This window comes from Halalkalibacter alkalisediminis, from assembly GCF_028610705.1.
GTDB classification, from domain to species: Bacteria; Bacillota; Bacilli; order Bacillales; family Bacillaceae_D; genus Halalkalibacter; species Halalkalibacter alkalisediminis.
The window spans coordinates 178820-197661 of the sequence record NZ_JAQQWT010000001.1 but is presented as its reverse complement, the minus strand read 5'-3'; the positions used below and the strand labels follow the sequence as shown (position 1 = coordinate 197661).

The following is an 18842-nucleotide window of genomic DNA, read 5'->3' as shown; positions in this document are numbered from 1 at the left end:
AAAACGCTCCTAGGAGCGTTTTTTAAATACCTTTGTTATTACACTTTTAAAAATTTAATTCAATATCGACGTGCTCATGAATATGATCATCTTCAATATGAACAATAGCAAAATATGCCCCAGAATAGCCATCTATGTTTAACAGTTCATATTCTCCCCCATCTGCTTCCACTAAATCTATCCACATAACCTCTTCATCTTCAGTGGAAGACATTTCAATTGTTACTTTTGCTCCTTTATAGGGGGAACCCTCTACTTCAACAAAAATAACAAGCTTATCATCCTCTACTCTCTCTTCAATCATCACATCTGAATGTTGATGTTGATGTTGATGTTCATTCTCATGCACTTCTTCATGACTATCGATATTCTCTTTTGCACCACCAACTTGTATTTGAGAAGTAGGCATACGATGTAGCCCACGAGCTGTCACATGTGTTTGTACATGGTACACACCAACTTCAGTAAACGTGTATTTAAGTGAGTAGATATGGCCTTCTTGTTGATCAGCGTCTATGAGTTCACTTTGCTCTCTTTGACCTTCCATCCAAATTTCATATACAACCTCATTAGCATCCTCCACTACATCATCACCTTGCGTAACCGTACTAGTAAACAATACGACTTCATCTACTTCAGCCGTTTCAGGTACCATTAGTTCAACATCAATAGGCGTTAGCTCATCAACGATTTCTTCTGTTCCTGCTCTACTTGGTTCTTCTTCCCCACAAGCAACTAGCCCTATTAGCAACACAAATAAAGCGACAGGCCATAATTTTTTCATTTCTTTCACCTCATCATAAGTTCTTTACTATTCTAAAACGCTAAAATACAATCCCTATTGTAATCTTCTTATCAAAAGAAAAGAAAAAAATTGGTTAATAGTTAAAACCATGTTCACAGTCAAAAAATTACCAAGCTAGATTCATCTATTTACCTTTTTAGTTCGTCCAAAGCCTAATAAAACAATCAATTTTTCAAAAAAAGCTAAATTCTACAGAATTTAGCCTTTCAATTTTCCATATCTCTTAATAATATGGTGAGATCATTAAGTAAACAATAACCCCCGTTAAACTTACATATAACCAGATAGGCATAGTCCAACGTGCAATTTTACGGTGACGTTCATTTTCCATATTCCAAGCACGCGCTACTGATGTTAAAGCAAGTGGTACGATAATTGCTGCTAAAATAATATGGGTAATCAGGATAAAGTAATAAATCGCTGCTATAAGTCCTGTCCCACCATAGGGAGTCGATTCTGATAAAAAGTGATGACCAACATACGTAACAAGAAATAAAGTAGTTGTTATAAAAGCTGCATAAATAAAACGTTTATGAATGGTTACATTCTTCTTCATAATAGCAATTAATGCACCAACTAAAAATAAAAAGGTAAAAGAATTAAAGATTGCATTTAACATTGGAAGGATTTTTACATCAAAAGCCGTAAAATTATCAACTCCAGGTAAACCAGCTAAAAGAGCCACCAATCCATTTATAACAATTGTAATAATAATGATGGCCGGTTTATAGTTACGTTTTCTATGTGACTGTTGCAAAACATCTTGATTTTGATTCAAGACCTTCACTCCTTTAAGTTATTGATCAAACCAATTATATTATACAACAACACTAGACAAAAAAAGCAAACGAGCTCTTACAAACTTATGAACAATAAAAGAGATTAAAAAGGTATTTCCGTTTTTTCATAGCCCTTCTTAATTGCACGCACAAAAAAAAAACAGCTCCCATCTTATGATGAGAGCTGTTTCCAATTATGACCTTAGTACTTCACAACACCGATTAATAACATTAAAGCTGCAATTGTTGGGACAGTAATAAAAATCCCTGAAATCATAAACGCTGTTGCCCATCCATGATCCTTATCTTTCAAATGCATGAAAAAGATCAATTGAAGCGCAAATTGAATCACTGCTAAAAGTAAGATAAAAGGAATCGCAAATGATCTTGGAATAATATCCGCGCCCACTGCTAAGAACGAAATGATTGTTAAGAAAATCATTAAAGCAAAAACAACAATTTGCTTACGAATTTCTTTACTAACCTGACGTTTCTCTTCCTCTGTCATAGCACTTTTATCGAATGGTTGACTTAAGTTATCTGCCATATTAATGACCTCCTACTCCCATAAGATAAACGACTGTGAAGATAAATACCCACACTACGTCAATGAAGTGCCAGTATAAACCAGCAACATAGAACTTAGGAGCATTTGTTAATGTAATACCACTCTTATTGTAACGAATAAGTAAAACAGTAATCCAGCTTAAACCAAATGCAACGTGGGCACCATGTAAGCCAACAAGTGAGAAGAATGAAGAAGAGAATGCACTTGTTGTAAAACCAAAACCTTGGTGAACATACTCATAGAATTCATATACCTCAAATCCTAAGAATCCAAGTCCTAGTAATACCGTAATCCACATCCAGATCTTAAAAGAACGGAAATTGTTCTTTTTCATAGCAAACATTGCTAAGACACTCGTTAAACTACTGGTTAGAAGTAACATCGTCATAATGAAAACTAATGGTAGATGAAACATTTCCTGGGAACTAGGTCCATCTGCAATCCCATTACGAAGTCCTAAATAAGTACCGAAGAAGGTTGCAAATAAAATGGTTTCACCGCCAAGGAAGAACCAGAAACCGAGAAACTTGTTTTTTCCTTCTAATGTGGCTCTCTCAGGATGAGAAGGTAGCCCTTTTGAAGTATCTACATGACCCGCCATTTCTTAGTTCCCTCCTTTCTTAAGCTCAGCTTTTACTTGCTCCACTGGTACATAATATCCATGGTCTTCTTTAATTGAACGAACAAACATAGAACCAAATGTAATAGCTAAGCCACCGATAGCTACAATCCAAGGATTAATAATAGGATTTTCCATGTTCATCATAATGAAACCAAATCCAGCAAAGAAAAGTCCTACAGACATGATTAATGGCAAAATTGAACCATTTGGCATATGAATAGGTGCAATCGGTTCAGCTGGCTTCATCGTACCATCACCATGAATTTTTTCATAGAATAATGGATCTAATGAACGAACTTGTGGTGTTTGAGCAAAGTTATACTCTGGTACTGGTGTAGGAACTGCCCACTCAAGTGTACGAGCATCCCAAGGATCTGCAACCGTCACACGCTCACCTTTAAACGCAGAATAGATGACATTAATTACTAGCAAGATGACACCCGCCGACATGAAAAATGTTCCGATTGTACTAATAAGGTTAAAAGCATCTAAACCTTGATCGCCAAGATACGTGTAAACACGACGAGGCATACCCATTAAACCTAATAAATGTTGAACAAAGAAAGTTAAATGGAAACCGATATAAAAGATCCAGAAAAAGAGTTTTCCAAGCGTTTCATTCAACATATGTCCAAACATTTTCGGATACCAATAGAATAGACCTGCAAATAGCGCCAATACAATACCACCAACAATAATATAGTGGAAATGGGCTACTACAAAGTACGTATCATGGTACAGATAGTCAACTGGTGCCATTGCAAGCATGACCCCTGTTACCCCACCAAGTACAAATGTCGGTACAAATGAAGATGCAAACAACATTGATGTATTGAATGTAATCTTACCGCCCCACATCGTAAAGAGCCAGTTAAAGATTTTAATCCCTGTCGGAACAGCAATTGTCATTGTCGCAATAGCGAAAATGGAGTTAGCTACTGGTCCCATACCTACTGTGAACATATGGTGAGCCCATACCATGAAACCTAAGAAAGCGATAATCATTGTTGCAAATACCATTGCTGTATAACCAAAAAGACGCTTTCTTGAGAATGCAGGAATAACCTCAGAAATGATACCAAAAGCAGGTAGAACTAGAATATAAACTTCAGGGTGTCCGAAGATCCAGAAAATATGTTGCCATAAAACTGTATTACCACCCATGCTTGGAATGAAGAACTGAGCTCCAAATATCCGATCTAACATAAGAAGAGCAAGTCCTGCAGCAAGTGGTGTAAAAGCAAATAAAATTAGTGTTGAAGAAATGAATGATGTCCACACAAATAATGGTAAACGCATCATTGTCATACCAGGTGCACGCATATTAACAATTGTAACAAGGAAGTTAATAGCAGAAATCAATGTACCGATACCAGAAACCTGTAAACCTAGTACATAAAAGTCTAGTCCAACTCCTGCGTAATCACGGCTCGATAACGGAACATAAGCTGTCCACCCTGCATCAGGGCCTCCACCAAAGAACCAACTCATACTTAATAACAGACCACCAGCAAAGAAAATCCAGAAACCAAGTGCATTTACAAATGGAAATGCAACATCTCGGGCTCCAATTTGCAATGGTATGACATAGTTCATAAATGCAAATAATAACGGTGTGGCAGCTAAGAATAGCATAATCGTACCATGCATCGTAATGAATTCGTTAAATGTTTGACCACTTATGAAATTCATCTCTGGATACATGAGCTGGATACGCATGAATAGCGCCATCACACCAGCTTTTACAAAGAAAAGCGTCCCTGCAATCAAATACATGATTCCAAGCTTTTTATGGTCAACCGTTGTTAACCAATCCCAAATAACGCTTTTTTCCTGTTTTTGTGCAGCCAAAGGGTTTACCTCCTTTTTAGTCAATTAAATTAATTCTGTACGTCTAAAGAACGTAAATAAGCAATAAGCGCTTCCATATCCTCATTACTGATTTGTGGAAATGCCGGCATGTTATTTCCTTGTTTAAGTGACTCAGGATCACGAATCCAAGCTTCTAAATTCTCATCCGTATTTTCTAAATAACCTGCAACTACTTCACGGTTTGCATAATCAGATAATGCAGGACCAGCTGCTGTACCCATACCACCAATTGCGTGACATCCGATACAACCATTAGCTTCAAATACGGCACGGCCTTGTTGAGCTAATGTTTCAGTAGGTTCTTCTACTTCTGCTTGCATACCAGCTACCCAAGCATCATACTCATCACGCTCAAGTGCAATTAGTTTAAAGTCCATTAAAGCATGAGCAGGACCGCATAGTTCCGCACACTTCCCTTTAAAGACTCCTGGCTCATCAGCTTCTAGCCAAAGGTGATTGGTGATTCCTGGAATTGTATCCACTTTACCACCAAGTGCTGGTACCCAGAATGAATGTTGCACATCTTGTGCATGTAATTCGAAAATGACCTTTTCTCCAACTGGCATATAAACTTCTTGACCAGCAGTAAATCCTTCATTTTCATAGTCAAACTGCCACCAGAATTGGTGACCTGTAACTTTGATATAGACTGTATCTTCACCGACCTCAGGGTCCGGTTCTGTATCAGCTAACATAAATTGTCCAGTAATCGTTGGAACAGCTAAAATAGTTAACAAGATAATTGGGATAACAGTCCAAGTAATTTCAAGTGCCGTATTTCCGTGTACTTGCTTAGGAATTGTATCGTCTCCAGGAGCGCGACGGTACTTTGCAAGAATAATGAAAAAGATTGCAAATACGACAATTGTCACGAAGGCCATGATGTACAACGATAATAACATGTTGTCAAATAACCATTGTGATTGTGGTCCCTTTGGATCAAGGGCAGTTAAGTTCGTCTCTCCACAGGCTGTAAGCACTAAAGCTAACAGGGAAAGAGGTAGAAAACGCCATGCAGTTTTCCAAAGTTTCATCTGACAATCCAACCTCACTTTCATAACGTAGTATTATACTACTAATAAATATATCTACAATTATTATTCATATCGGATTAAAAGAGTTTAATATGAACAATAACCATAAGAACAAATAAAATAGTTAAATAGTTGAGCGAATAGACAAACATTAGTCTTGCCCATTTAATATCGTCCTTCATTTTAAAACCTGCAAAACCAAGAACAACCCAACCTAAACCTAAAATTGCAGCTACTATTGTATAAACTAATCCAAAAGGATACAACATGAGTGAAACAGGTAATAAGGCAATTACATAAACGACCATTTGGCGTTTTGTCATTTCAAAACCTGCCACAACTGGCAACATTGGAATTCCAGCAGCACGATATTCTTCCACACGCTTCATTGCTAATGCAAGGAAATGTGGAGGCTGCCAAAAGAACATAATAAAGAATAAAACCCATGCATATGTGTGTAACCCTCCATCAATTGCTGCCCAACCAATTAAAGGCGGAACGGCTCCAGAGAAACTACCTACTATCGTATTTAAAGTCGTAGTACGCTTTGTCCACATGGTATAAAGCACTACGTATATAAATAACCCAACTAATCCAATTACAGCTGCAGTGGCAGTCGTAAGTGCAAGAAAACCAATTCCAACTGCGGCTTGCAATAAACCTACTAACAAGACATGATTAGCAGAAAAGCGACCTGTCACTGTTGGACGATCCTTTGTTCTCTCCATTATATGGTCAATATCTCGATCAATATAGTTATTTAATGTACATCCACCTGCCATGACAAGCGCGGCTCCAATTAAAGCAAACATCATTGTCCACAAGTGTGAACCGATTCCTGTACTTGTATAAACAGCCGCTAAGTAAATACCGGCAAATGTAGTAATTAAATTAGACGTAACAATCCCCTGCTTAGCAAGCACAAGATAGTCTTTCCATGATTTTTGCTGACTAGCAGCAACTGATGAATCAGGACTAGTAATGACCTCTGCTGCTTCAAACGCTGTATTAGTCTTATTCATCCATTCTTCACCTCCTTTATAGAGTCAACCAATACGAGCACATTTACAAAAAAATAATTAGATGGTTGTTTCTCACCTACTGTGCTACAAATCACATTATATCTTAAAATCTAGTTAGTTTCATTAAAATCCTGAGTTTCACATTATCTTCACATTTATACATGTCCATAAAATATTCTTGTGAGTTAAATTGACTTTTATCCTGGTTCTTTTTAAGATCAATAGGAAAGGTTTTTAGATTCCTTTGCTAACTCTAGCATAAATCTACACAACTTTATAGAAGGAAAGGTGAATTGAATGCATAAAAGATTAAAAATCTACGGCATTCTGACCTCCATTGGAGTTCTAATCGTTCTCTTACAAGGTGCACTCGTGACAAAGACTGGATCTGGAGAAGGTTGCGGTGCAACTTGGCCATTATGCTTTGGTGAAGTCATTCCTACGAATCCAGCTATTGAAACGATTATTGAATACAGTCATCGAATCGTCTCTGGCTTAGTCGGAGCGATGATTATCATTCTGGCTATCTGGTCATGGAAGCAGTTAAAACACGTGAAAGAAGTCCGATTTATGGCGACAGCTGCAGTTATTTTGATTATTTTTCAGGGTTTACTTGGAGCAGGTGCTGTTGTTTTTGGACAATCTAAAGCGATCTTAGCCTTGCATTTTGGTATATCAGCTATGTCTTTAGCTGCTGTTGTTTTATTAACCATTTTAGCTTTTGAGGATGGCAGGGTACAAAAAATCACTGCTAGGGTTTCTACGGCCTATAAAGCCTATTTCTTTTTTACCATCACATACTGCTATGTAGTCATCTATACTGGCGCTTATGTGAAACACATGAAAGCAACTTTGGCTTGTGCTGGCTTTCCTACATGTAACGGTGTTTTATTCCCTGGCTTTTCGGGACCTGTTGGCGTTCAATTTCTTCATCGACTTGCAGGGATCGTTTTAGTCCTTGTTTTACTTGTATTAATGATTTGGACAATCGCTCGTTTCAAGAAAGAAATGATCCTTGTTTGGACAAGCGTAGTAGCCTTTTGTTTAATTATCTTGCAAATGATTAGTGGGATTTCCGTTGTGTTCACGCAAAATGAACTTCTCTCGGTTGGTCTACTACACGCACTAATAATTTCAGTATTATTTTCTAATTTAAGTTATATGGCCATGATTTTGCTTCGCAAACCACAATAGCACATACAGAAAAAAAGACAGCCTCTGCTGTCATTTTTTCATTTATGTCCTATTTTTTATTAATTATACAAAAAATCATAAACCCCATAAAATCTCTTTCCCTCCTCGCATGATCAAAGAAGGTTGAAGGAAATGATTTCCTTCAACCTATTGGATTACGCTAATTCTATTAATAAATCTCCTGTTAAGATCGGATCCCCATCACTTACAAAAACATCTTTAACAATTCCATCAAATTGCGCTTGTACAGTGGTTTCCATCTTCATTGCTTCGGTAATCATTAAATGATCACCTTTCTTAACTTTATCGCCCTTAACAACTAATGTTTTTACAACAGTTCCAGGCATAGAGGCTCCTATTTGATTAACATTATCTTTATCTACCTTCGGACGAGAGATCGTAGATGATTTAACATTTAAATCCTTTATAATGACTTCACGAGGTTGTCCATTAAGTTCGAAGTAAACAATTCTTGTACCATCTTCTTTTGGTTTTGAAATAGAGACAAGCTTTACAATTAAAGTTTTTCCTTTTTCAATCTCAACTTCAATTTCTTCTCCAAGACGTAAACCGTAGAAGAATGTAGGTGTATCTAGAACCGAAACATCACCAAACTGCTGACGGAACTGTTCAAAGTCCAAGAAAACTTTTGGATAGAGTGCATAAGAAAGCATGTCATGACTCGTCACTTGGCGTTCTAATTTCTTAAATAGCTCTTCTTTTATGGCTTGGAAATCTACTGATTCCATAGTTTCTCCTGGGCGTCCTTCGATAGGTACTCTTCCCTTTAAAACAATGTCTTGAAGTTTTTTAGGAAATCCTTGATATGGTTGACCTAACTGACCTTGGAATAATTCAACAACAGAATCAGGAAAGTCTAATTTATCTCCTTTTTCATAGACATCTTCTTCTGTTAAATTATTTTGTACCATGTATAAAGCCATGTCGCCAACTACTTTAGAAGACGGAGTTACTTTTACGACATCACCAAACATATCATTAACCGTTCTATACATTTTTTTCACTTCATTCCAACGAGAACTAAGTCCAACAGCTTTTGCTTGTTGTTGCAAGTTGCTATATTGACCACCTGGCATCTCGTGCTCATACACTTCTGTATGCGGTGCATTCATTCCACTTTCAAACCCAGCATAATATTTACGAGTGTAATCCCAGAATTCACCTAATTGTTCTAGCGATTCAATATTTGCATTAGGTTGTCGTTCAGAGCCACTCATCGCATAATAAAGGCTATTTGCACTTGGCTGTGAGGTTAATCCCGCCATGGAACTTACTGCTACATCAACAATATCAACACCCGCTTCGATTGCACGTGCATAAGTAAAGATCCCGTTACCACTTGTATCATGCGTGTGCAAGTGAATTGGAATATCTACTGAACTTTTAAGTTCAGTCACTAGTTGATAAGCGGCTTCTGGTTTTAATAACCCAGCCATATCTTTTATTCCAAGGATATGAGATCCAGCTTGTTCTAGTTCCTTAGCTAAATTTTTATAATAGGTTAAATCGTATTTAGAACGAGACGGATCTAAAATGTCTCCTGTATAACAAATAGATGCCTCAGCAATTTTTCCGCTTTTGCGGACAGAATCAATGGCAAGCGTCATTCCTTTTACCCAGTTTAAACTATCGAATATACGGAAAACGTCTATTCCTGCATCTGCAGACTTCTCCACGAACTCCTCAATTACGTTATCTGGGTAGTTTGTATAACCGACCGCATTTGAAGCGCGAAGCAACATCTGAAACAATACATTAGGAGCTTGTTTTCTTAATGTTAACAAACGCTCCCACGGATCTTCATGTAAGAAGCGCATCGTCACATCAAATGTCGCTCCCCCCCACATTTCTAGAGAGAATAAATTAGGTAGAAGTCTCGCAGTTGGTTCAGCAATCTGCTTCAGGTCATGTGTCCTAATTCTCGTTGCAAGTAACGACTGATGTGCATCGCGAAAAGTCGTATCTGTCAGTAAAACCTGTTTTTGTTCCTTTACCCAATTTGCTAAACCTTCTGGTCCTCTTTCATCAAGAATCTGTTTCGTTCCTGTTGGAATCGGATCGGTTAATTTTAATTTTGGAATAGGTGCTTTATCAAAAATTGGTTTTTTAGATTGTTCTAAGCCTGGATAACCATTTACAATCGTTTCACCAATGAAGGAAAGCATTTTTGTTCCACGGTCTTTTCTTTTTGGAAAAACAAACAATTCAGGTGTTCGATCAATAAAGGAAGTATTATATTCGCCATTTAGAAACTTTGGATGTTGAACTACATTTTCAAGGAAGGCAATGTTCGTTTTAATTCCACGGATGCGAAATTCTCTTAAGTTTCTTAACATTTTTGCAGCGGCACTTTCAAACGTCAGAGCCCAAGTGGATACCTTCACAAGCAAAGAATCGTAATAAGGAGTGATTACCGCACCTTGAAATCCGTTACCAGCGTCTAAACGAACGCCAAACCCACCACCTGAACGGTATGCATTAATACGACCAGTGTCAGGCATAAAACCATTACTTGGATCTTCTGTTGTTACACGTGATTGTATCGCAAATCCATTACAAACGATTTTATCCTGAGCTGGAATACCTAGCTTAGCACCATGCAAAGGTTCACCATCGGCAATAAATAATTGTGATTGAACAATGTCAATACCCGTCACCATTTCAGTAATAGTGTGTTCGACTTGGACACGAGGATTTACTTCAATAAAGAAGAATTCACCCGAATCGGTAACTAAGAATTCAACCGTTCCTGCATTGACATAGTTAATATGTTCCATTAGCTGAACGGCAGCATCACAAATTCTCTCTCTAACACCTTCTCCTAAGGAAACGCTAGGAGCTATTTCTACAACCTTTTGATGTCTTCGTTGAACCGAACAGTCTCGGTCATATAAATGAACAATATTTCCATGCTTATCAGCTAAGATCTGAACTTCTATATGCTTAGGGTTTTCAATAAATTTCTCTACATATACTTCATCGTTACCAAATGCCGACTTAGCTTCGGACTTCGCTCGATCATAAGATTCTTTAAGGTCTTCTGCAGTGCGAACAATACGCATCCCGCGTCCACCCCCACCAAGAGAAGCCTTGATGATAAATGGAAATCCATGTTGATCAGCAAATGACTGTACATCTTCCACACTTTCAACTGGACCATCACTACCAGGTATTACAGGCAACTTCGCTTTCAATGCTTGCTCACGAGCTTGTACCTTATCACCAAACATAACCAAGTGTTCTAATTCTGGGCCAATAAAAATAATGCCTTCTTCTTGACAACGTCTAGCAAATTCAATGTTTTCTGATAGGAATCCATAACCAGGATGAATAGCATCTATGTCATGAAGCTTAGCGATTTCTAGGATCCCTTCAATATCTAAGTATGCCTCAATCGGCTTTTTTCCTTCCCCGACTAAGTAAGCTTCATCCGCCTTATAACGGTGGTAGGCTCCTGAATCTTCTTTGGAATAAATCGCTACCGTTCGAATATGCAACTCTGTACAAGCTCGGAAGATACGAATGGCAATCTCCCCACGATTTGCAACTAGTACCTTTTTGATATTTGTTAAACCGTTCATAAAAGCACTCCTCATCACTTTCTAAATTGTCTGCACTCATAGCACATGTGTTTTTTTATTTTTATTAAAACACTGTTTATTACTAAATTCTAGTATAGATAAAAGGGGGACCCTTTGGCAACGTATTTTTAGATTGTTCGGATTTATCGAAATTCAAAAAGTGCTTCCTCACATTGAAATACAAAATAAAAAATCAAGCTATATAATATAGCTTGATTTTTATTTTTGTACAGATGCCTCATGTAAGTCATCTAGTTTACGCTGTAGTTCACCTAAGATTCGTTTGCCACTATCTTCGTTCACTAGACCTAAGCGAACAGCAAAGTCTATCTCTCTTGATAATCCAAACATCTGTGTATCGAGAACCTCTTCGTAAAGAGGACACTGAGGCATTGTTAAATTCTCCAACTGAACTTCAATAAGCTGCCGAATTTTATCCGCATCTGATTTCAGAAGGGCAAATGCTTTTTCTTTATCTCCAGTCACCATTTCTGCTGACATGTGACCCCTCCTTCAAGTGAATTTTCCTTGTCTTAATAGTATCTTTTTCAACTAAAAATTGCAACGATTTTCACATTGTTGAAGTTGAGATGTCAAATGAACTTAGAAAATACTTAACTGATAGCGGGAAGATAACAGTTCTAATAATTTCATTCCCGCTATGCTATTTCCTTTATCATCTAAGGCCGGACCATAAATACCAATTCCGATGTTTCCTGGAACAGCACCAACGACCCCTCCTGAAACCCCACTCTTAGCAGGGATTCCAACACGAATAGCAAATTCGCCAGAAGCATTATACATTCCGCAAGTAACCATGAATGTTTTAACTAAACGTGCAATTTCTGAAGGAATGATCGAATACTTATCATTAGGATGTTCCCCTTGATGAGCTAAAGCATAACCTATCTTTGCTAAATCTTCACAATTTACCTCAATCGCACACTGCTTCGTATATAAATCAAGAAGTTCATCCACATCACCTGAAATAACGCCATGCTGTTTCATAAAGTAGGACAAGGCACGATTCAAATCTGCCGTTTCAAATTCAGATTGCGCTACTTCTTTATTAAATTGAATGCTTCTGTTTCCGCTTAATTCCCTAACAAAATCTAATAGCCGCGACAATTTTTCTTCATTCGAGCTCCCTTTAATAAGAGAAGTAACCGCTAAAGCTCCTGCATTTATCATAGGATTTAAAGGTTTTGATGGGATTTGCGACTCTAATTTTGATATAGAATTAAACGGATCTCCAGTTGGTTCCATCCCTACTTTCGAAAATACAACTTCTTCGCCATGGTCCATTAGTGCTAAGGCAAGCGTAAGTACTTTTGAAATGCTTTGAAGTGTAAATAATTGATTATGATTGCCTTCACTAAAGCAAGTATTTGTTCCATCATAAATAGAAACAGCTACATCTGCTGGATTGGCTAATGATAAGGCTGGAATATAATCAGCTACTTTCCCTTTCTTCGTAAATTGTTTTACCTTGTTCAACCATTCCTTTCAAGTCATCACCGTAACGACAAACCAAATTAAATCACTCCATATATATTATTATTGAAAAAACTAGTACTCCAATAGCTACAGGTTTTAAAAGTTAATAATCTTCGTTCACAATAGTTGGCTATAAACCTATACTTACTTATAGCATTTACCAGAAGTGACAAAAACATTGAAACACTTTATACTTTAAGAGGAATTTGTTTAGGGAGGGAACGCTATGCAAGAGTTTGTCTTTTTTATCGAGGGAGATGTGTCCCATCCTCTCACTGTTGATCCTACTGTATGGATTTTCGATGAGAGAAAGGTTGACCTGGATACATATTTTGATGAAGTAAAGTCTTTAGACGACGAAGAAACCGCTTATAAAAAAGCGATATCTGCCCAATGGGATAAAGAAATTACAGAAGGTTCTGAACCACCACGTCCAGATTCAAATGATAATAAGTTAAAATATGATAAGCAAAAGCTTCAGCAGGGATCTTTTGGTATGCCTTTGAAACCATTTTTCTTAAATGCAGAACCGCATTCGGAGATAACAAAAGTTGAGATTATACAAGCTGATGGTCAAAGCCAATCTTTTGAATATTCGCTTGTTCAATCTAGTATCGTTGGTTTCTCCCATAAAGGGAAACCACTTAGAACAGATGGACCTATTCATTTTTACTTCGGGGATGGCTCTAACCGAAGCGAACCCATTAAAAATGTAATTAAATTCATTCTTCATGTGCAAAAGTAATATTTTAAAAAGGATGGCTCAAAACGGAGCCATCCTGTTCTTTACAATAAATCTGCTGCGAGTTGAGCTAATCCAGAGCGCTCACCTTTCACTAATTTAACATGTCCACTCACAGTTTGATCTTTAAACCTTTCCACAACATAGGTTAGCCCATTATTGTATTCATCCAAATAAGGGTGGTCAATTTGTTGAGGATCTCCCATTAGCACTAGTTTACTTCTTTCACCTACACGGGTTAAGATCGTCTTCACTTCATGTTTCGTTAAATTCTGCGCTTCATCAATAATAATAAACTGATCTGGAATACTTCGACCTCTTATATAAGTTAGTGCTTCAACTTGAATGGAACCCATTCCTGCAAGAATAGAATCTAATTCACCCGGTTTCTTTGTATCAAAGAGAAATTCTAAGTTATCGTAAATAGGTTGCATCCAAGGTCTTAACTTTTCTTCTTTCTCCCCAGGTAAATAACCGATATCTTTACCAAGAGGAACAACAGGCCTAGCAACGACAAGCTTTTTATATTTACCTAAGTCTTCTGTTTGCATAAGACCAGCAGCCAAAGAAAGCAGTGTTTTTCCAGTACCAGCCTTCCCTACCATCGTCACCAAGCTGATATCATCTCTTAATAAAAGTTCAAGCGCCATCTTTTGCTGAACATTACGCGGTCGAATGCCCCAAACATGATCCGGTTCACTCACAAATTTCTTTACTTTCTTTCCATCCGGTTCTACCTTTCCTATCGCTGAACTAGAGCTCCCTAGAGCATCTTTCATTATAATAAATTGATGTGGATAAAAAGGATGCTTAGTTAATTCCGATATGGCTAGTTCCCCATTTGTATAAAATTTCTGCATCACATCAGCATCGACATAAACCTCCACATAGCCTGGATATACATGATCGAACTCTACAACACGATCACTAAGAAAGTCTTCAGCAGGTAGCCCGAGGGCATCAGCCTTCACTCTGACGAGGGCATCTTTACTTACTAAAATAACTTGTCTGCCATCTACTTTTTCCTCTTCTTCAAGCATTAAATTTAAAGCAACGGCAATTATACGATTATCATTTGTCATTTCAGCAAAAGAATCTTTCAACCTAAGAAATGACCTATGATTTAATTCAACTCTTAATTTACCTCCTGATTCAACAGGGACACCTTCATGTAATTTTCCCATCCCTCTTAAATTATCTATAATTTTTGAAAACTGACGTGCGTTTCGCCCAATCTCGTCCATATTTCGTTTTTTAGAATCGACCTCTTCAAGTACAACCGCTGGTATGACCACTTCATTATCCTGAAATGAATTGATAGAGTATGGATCCTGTAAGAGTACGTTCGTGTCCAATACGTAGATTTTTTTCAACATTCCGCCTCCTGACTTAAGAATCGTTTGTCAACTACTTACTATAAACTTATGCAATTTTCAAAAGTTTGTTCAAGTACCTCTACTAAGAATGTATGTATAAGTTCTTGAAGTTAGACGACCGAATCATTAATCCATGCCAATATCACAAAAAAGACAATAACTCACTATAAAGAAGGCCACTAAAAAGGTGTATTTAACCTTTTTAGTGGCTCCTCCCAATTACCGTCTTTTTAAAGCATCCATCACTTGACGATCTAATTTCGCTGCTGCTTGTGCATCATATACTTTTACATATTTAGGTTCAGAGGACATTTTTGAACCGTAGAACATGACATCACGAACCTCAGTTACCTTCATTTCCAACAGAGATAATTTCAACGGAACCTCTTCCATTTTTTCATTTAAAACTTCCGCGTTTCCTGCAATGGAATAAGTAGAACCTTTAGCAATTAACGTAATAACAATCCCTTTATTTGCTTTGATATTTTTAATAATTCTAGATCGATTATCGACAGAAAATCGAATGGTTTGTAAATCTGGTGCGTAAACCCACGAGATTGCATTGACATTAGGGGCTCCCGTTTCAAAATCAACAGTTGAAATCGTAACATATTGTTCTTTCTGGAGAAGTGGTAACAGTTCCTCTGTTAAACCTTGTTCAACTTGATTGGCCATTTTCTATCCTCCATTTCAGTTATAGTTTAAATATATTCATTACTATCATAACGTAAAACTGGATTCATTTGAAAGCTTTCTCATCAGAAAAGGAAAGAAGATAGCTTTTTATCATGATATTGCTTACAATAAAAAGAGACTGGAGTGTGGTATGATGAGAGTCAAGTGTGTTTTATGCGATAAGATTGATAAATTAGATGATCAACTACCGTTAGCAAAACGATTACGAAATCGCCCAATTCATACATATATGTGTGAATCATGTAATGAACGAATTAAAGAAAAGACAGAAGCTCGTAAAGAAACAGGATCGTTTCAAGTAGCTTTCGAAAAAAAAGAAGAGAGCGATTGGTTTTAAAAACCGACCGCTCTCTTTACTTGTATTGCACAGTGCATACATTTATGCTATCTCTTTTTCCTTCCGGTGACGATGAAGGCGGAATCTATATAATCCAAGAATGATTCCTGAAATAACCAAAACAGCCATAATAGGTGCTCCGAAGGCGAATTCTAGGAACCACATGACGAAGCTTCCAACCAACAGCATCATGTAGACAATCACCTTCTTGAGCACAGGAAGCTCTCTAGCAAATCCTAAATTAAACACAACAAGCGTAAGAACTACGACAGCAAGAAAAGAATAAAAACCATACCATGGATTTTGTAACGCGGCTTGCATTAGCCACGTTAACCCCTCCACTTCCTGTTCTGTTAACTGTTCGTTGTTCATCATAAATCACCCTCTTACTTTGCTGCTAATTTTCTACGTTTCTCTTCACGTTCACGTTCCGATTTAACAAGAATTTTCTTGCGTAATCGAATTGATTCCGGTGTAAGTTCACAATATTCATCTTCATTTAAATACTCAAGTGCTTCTTCAAGTGTCATGATTCTAGGCTTCTTCATTGTAACAGTAAAATCCTTATTCGCAGAACGAACATTCGTTTGTTGCTTCATTTTCGTGATATTTACAGCTAGATCGTTATCACGAGTATGCTCACCAACAATCATTCCTTCGTAAATTTCAGTACCTGGTTCAACAAAAATCGTTCCTCGATCTTCAACACCCATTATTCCATATTGACTCGCTTTACCTGTTTCCATTGAAACAAGAACTCCTTGACGGCGTCCACCAACTTGACCTGGAGCCATTGGGGCATAACTGTCAAATGAGTGATTGATGATTCCATAACCACGTGTTTGCGATAGAAATTCTGTTGTATAACCAATTAAACCACGAGCAGGAACTAAGAACTCAAGACGGACTTGTCCACTACCGTTGTTAGTCATATTAATCATTTCACCTTTACGTTCACCAATTGATTCCATTACAGATCCGGTATATTCTTCTGGAACATCAATTTGAACACGTTCCATTGGCTCTGATTTTACTCCATCAATCACACGGATAATTACTTCCGGTTTAGAGACTTGCAATTCGAAGCCTTGACGACGCATATTTTCAATAAGAATTGATAAATGTAGCTCACCACGTCCAGAAACAATCCACACATCTGGGGATTCTGTATCTTCAACACGAAGACTTACATCTGTCTCTAGCTCTGACTTTAAGCGTTCTTCAATTTTTCTGCTTGTAACATATTTCCCTTCACGCCCAGCAAAAGGACTGTTATTTACTAGGAATGTCATTTGAAGCGTTGGCTCATCAATACGCAAAATCGGAAGTGCCTCTTGGTGATCAACTGGGCAGACCGTTTCTCCAACGTTAATTTCTTCCATTCCGGACACCGCAATTAAATCCCCGGCTTTAGCTTCTTGAATTTCTGTACGTTTTAAACCTAAGAAACCGAACATTTTTGTTACTCGGTATTGCTTAACGGAACCGTCTAGCTTCATCAATGCTACTTGTTGTCCAACATTAATGGTTCCTCTGAATACACGACCAATCCCAATACGACCAACGTAATCGTTATAGTCAAGCATTGTTACTTGGAATTGTAAAGGCTCATCGCTATTATCAATTGGTGCAGGGATTGTTTCAATAATAGTATCAAATAAAGAAGACATATTTTCATCTTGCTTATCTGCATCCATACTTGCTGTTCCGTTGATAGCTGATGCATATACAACCGGGAATTCAAGTTGATCTTCATTTGCTCCAAGATCAATAAAAAGATCAATGACTTCATCTACAACCTCTGCAGGTCGAGCAAAGTCACGGTCAATTTTATTAACAACAACAATAGGAGTCAGATTTTGCTCTAGCGCTTTCTTTAAAACGAAACGTGTTTGCGGCATACAGCCCTCATAAGCATCAACAACTAAAAGAACTCCATCAACCATTTTCATGATACGTTCTACTTCTCCACCGAAATCAGCATGTCCTGGTGTATCCATAATGTTAATGCGTTTATCGCCATAATTAATTGCTGTATTTTTAGCTAGGATCGTAATTCCTCGCTCTTTTTCAAGCGCATTTGAGTCCATTGCTCTCTCTTCAACTTGCTCATTTTCACGAAATGTACCCGATTGTTTAAGTAACTGGTCAACCAATGTAGTCTTTCCGTGGTCAACGTGGGCAATGATCGCAATATTACGTATATCGTTACGAATTTTCATTTTTTTCTCTCCTTATTCGTTCATTAACTGTACAAGTATATCATAAAATCTTTTTAAAGCTACAATTATCGACGTAATCTCATTTTTATTATTTCACATTTTATTCTTACCTTAACCTTTTTATCCCGCAGTAAATCATGGTATTTTTACTATGCAAAGCATGTTTACTTTATTTGTCACAATGTAAGGGTTTTTCTTTTTGCCAATTAGAGTTAAACTTAGAACAGTGAAATGATCGTTATAGGGGGATTCTTTAGTGAAAAAGGAGAACGTACTATTTTTATTAATTGCTATTATTAGTGTCATTTGCATTATGAGTATTGGGGTAGCTATTGCTGAAAGAAGTATCCTAATAGCTGTGTTATCGATTGCAGGCGTGGTTATTGCCACAGGACTCGGCTTCACCCTTCGTAAAAAACTTAGAGAAACAAGTGAATTATAAAAGGAAGTCAAGAGTACTCTCTCAACTTCCTT

General features: G+C 37.4%; 18 protein-coding genes. 4 read left to right on the top strand and 14 right to left on the bottom strand.

From position 1 onward, the window contains the following. Positions 1-46 precede the first annotated feature (46 nt). The 7 genes from PQ474_RS00945 to cyoE form a co-directional block, all read right to left on the bottom strand. Positions 47-784: a FixH family protein gene (locus tag PQ474_RS00945; RefSeq protein WP_273839702.1), complete on the bottom strand. Its 738-nt coding sequence runs from the start codon at positions 782-784 to the stop codon at positions 47-49. A 244-nt stretch (positions 785-1028) separates the two neighbouring features. Next, a complete protein-coding gene (locus PQ474_RS00940) occupies positions 1029-1583 on the bottom strand; it encodes a DUF420 domain-containing protein (protein WP_273839700.1) in 555 nt (184 codons plus the stop codon). Between the two features lie 203 nt (positions 1584-1786). Continuing rightward, on the bottom strand, positions 1787-2131 hold the full coding sequence (locus tag PQ474_RS00935) for a cytochrome C oxidase subunit IV family protein (protein WP_273839699.1): 345 nt from the start codon (positions 2129-2131) through the stop codon (positions 1787-1789). Between the two features lies 1 nt (position 2132). Beyond that, positions 2133-2753, bottom strand: coding sequence for a cytochrome c oxidase subunit 3 (locus PQ474_RS00930; protein WP_273839696.1), 621 nt, complete (start codon positions 2751-2753; stop codon positions 2133-2135). Positions 2754-2756: 3 nt separating this feature from the next. Beyond that, positions 2757-4625, bottom strand: a complete 1869-nt coding sequence (gene ctaD, locus PQ474_RS00925; protein WP_273839694.1) for a cytochrome c oxidase subunit I — start codon at positions 4623-4625, stop codon at positions 2757-2759. Between the two features lie 29 nt (positions 4626-4654). Then, positions 4655-5680 (bottom strand): cytochrome c oxidase subunit II, encoded by a 1026-nt coding sequence (coxB, locus tag PQ474_RS00920; protein ID WP_273839692.1) that lies wholly within the window; start codon positions 5678-5680, stop codon positions 4655-4657. A 77-nt stretch (positions 5681-5757) separates the two neighbouring features. Next, complete coding sequence (gene cyoE / locus PQ474_RS00915) at positions 5758-6702, bottom strand: heme o synthase (RefSeq protein WP_273839691.1); 945 nt, start codon at positions 6700-6702, stop codon at positions 5758-5760. 297 nt (positions 6703-6999) lie between these two features. On the opposite strand from cyoE, the gene PQ474_RS00910 reads away from it, so the two are divergent. Next, positions 7000-7896: a COX15/CtaA family protein gene (locus PQ474_RS00910; protein WP_273839690.1), complete on the top strand. Its 897-nt coding sequence runs from the start codon at positions 7000-7002 to the stop codon at positions 7894-7896. Positions 7897-8051: 155 nt separating this feature from the next. On the opposite strand, the gene pyc is transcribed toward PQ474_RS00910, so the two are convergent. From pyc to glsA, 3 genes are all read right to left on the bottom strand, one after another. Beyond that, positions 8052-11498 (bottom strand): pyruvate carboxylase, encoded by a 3447-nt coding sequence (gene pyc / locus PQ474_RS00905; RefSeq protein ID WP_273839689.1) that lies wholly within the window; start codon positions 11496-11498, stop codon positions 8052-8054. A gap of 219 nt (positions 11499-11717) precedes the next feature. Next, positions 11718-11999, bottom strand: coding sequence for an Fpa/YlaN family protein (locus PQ474_RS00900; protein ID WP_273839688.1), 282 nt, complete (start codon positions 11997-11999; stop codon positions 11718-11720). A 102-nt stretch (positions 12000-12101) separates the two neighbouring features. Continuing rightward, positions 12102-12995, bottom strand: a complete 894-nt coding sequence (gene glsA / locus PQ474_RS00895; RefSeq protein ID WP_273839687.1) for a glutaminase A — start codon at positions 12993-12995, stop codon at positions 12102-12104. Positions 12996-13221: 226 nt separating this feature from the next. On the opposite strand from glsA, the gene PQ474_RS00890 reads away from it, so the two are divergent. Continuing rightward, positions 13222-13740: a peptidyl-prolyl cis-trans isomerase gene (locus PQ474_RS00890; protein WP_273839686.1), complete on the top strand. Its 519-nt coding sequence runs from the start codon at positions 13222-13224 to the stop codon at positions 13738-13740. A 41-nt stretch (positions 13741-13781) separates the two neighbouring features. Here the strand turns inward: PQ474_RS00890 and PQ474_RS00885 are convergent, their stop codons facing one another. Together PQ474_RS00885 and PQ474_RS00880 are read right to left on the bottom strand one after the other, a co-directional pair. Next, a complete protein-coding gene (locus tag PQ474_RS00885) occupies positions 13782-15113 on the bottom strand; it encodes a PhoH family protein (RefSeq protein ID WP_273839684.1) in 1332 nt (443 codons plus the stop codon). A gap of 219 nt (positions 15114-15332) precedes the next feature. Further along, a complete protein-coding gene (locus tag PQ474_RS00880; RefSeq protein ID WP_273839682.1) occupies positions 15333-15788 on the bottom strand; it encodes a pyridoxamine 5'-phosphate oxidase family protein in 456 nt (151 codons plus the stop codon). Positions 15789-15942: 154 nt separating this feature from the next. Here PQ474_RS00880 and PQ474_RS00875 point away from each other — a divergent pair, with 154 nt between their 5' ends. Next, positions 15943-16146: a YlaI family protein gene (locus tag PQ474_RS00875; RefSeq protein WP_273840274.1), complete on the top strand. Its 204-nt coding sequence runs from the start codon at positions 15943-15945 to the stop codon at positions 16144-16146. A 42-nt stretch (positions 16147-16188) separates the two neighbouring features. On the opposite strand, the gene PQ474_RS00870 is transcribed toward PQ474_RS00875, so the two are convergent. Continuing rightward, positions 16189-16521 (bottom strand): YlaH-like family protein, encoded by a 333-nt coding sequence (locus PQ474_RS00870; RefSeq protein ID WP_273839681.1) that lies wholly within the window; start codon positions 16519-16521, stop codon positions 16189-16191. Between the two features lie 11 nt (positions 16522-16532). Then, positions 16533-18368: a translational GTPase TypA gene (gene typA, locus PQ474_RS00865; RefSeq protein ID WP_273839680.1), complete on the bottom strand. Its 1836-nt coding sequence runs from the start codon at positions 18366-18368 to the stop codon at positions 16533-16535. A 256-nt stretch (positions 18369-18624) separates the two neighbouring features. Here typA and PQ474_RS00860 point away from each other — a divergent pair, with 256 nt between their 5' ends. Further along, the gene (locus tag PQ474_RS00860) at positions 18625-18810 is read left to right on the top strand and encodes a DUF5325 family protein (protein ID WP_273839679.1); all 186 of its coding nucleotides are present in this window, start codon (positions 18625-18627) and stop codon (positions 18808-18810) included. Positions 18811-18842 lie beyond the last annotated feature (32 nt).